This window comes from Streptomyces sp. GbtcB7 (assembly GCF_019091445.1).
In the GTDB taxonomy this organism is placed as follows: domain Bacteria; phylum Actinomycetota; class Actinomycetes; order Streptomycetales; family Streptomycetaceae; genus Streptomyces; species Streptomyces mirabilis.
On sequence record NZ_JAGXJM010000185.1, the window covers coordinates 1 to 353 of the forward strand.

Consider the following 353-nt stretch of genomic DNA (forward strand, 5'->3'; position numbering starts at 1 on the left):
ACACACATCCCAGAGCGTCCGGGCCAAGGTCGTGCAGGGCACATCGAACGGGTTCGTGATCTCGGACGGCTCGAGCCGATCCGCGTGTCGGCGCAGCGCCGCGCGACTGACCAGCCGGCCATCCGCCGGCAAGCTCACGTGAACCGCATCGGGTACGTGCCGTGCAAGCGGCAGTCCCCACAGCACCGCTGCGGACTGATAGGAGAACACGCTCGTCCCGTCCTTCCGCTCAGCATCGGCGGCGGCGATCTCGACGAGGTGGCGCGCTTCGGGCCATAGGTCGTCGAACTGCTCGGCGAGGACGTATCGATTGCGTTGGATCCGCAGCATCCGCCCCTCTCTCACCGCGTCCG

General features: G+C 67.7%; 1 protein-coding gene. It reads right to left on the minus strand.

The genetic code is table 11. From position 1 onward, the window contains the following. Positions 1-330: hypothetical protein (locus KVT44_RS55780; protein ID WP_217576912.1), on the minus strand; the 330-nt coding region annotated here is incomplete at its 3' end. Between the last annotated feature and the right edge of the window lie 23 nt (positions 331-353).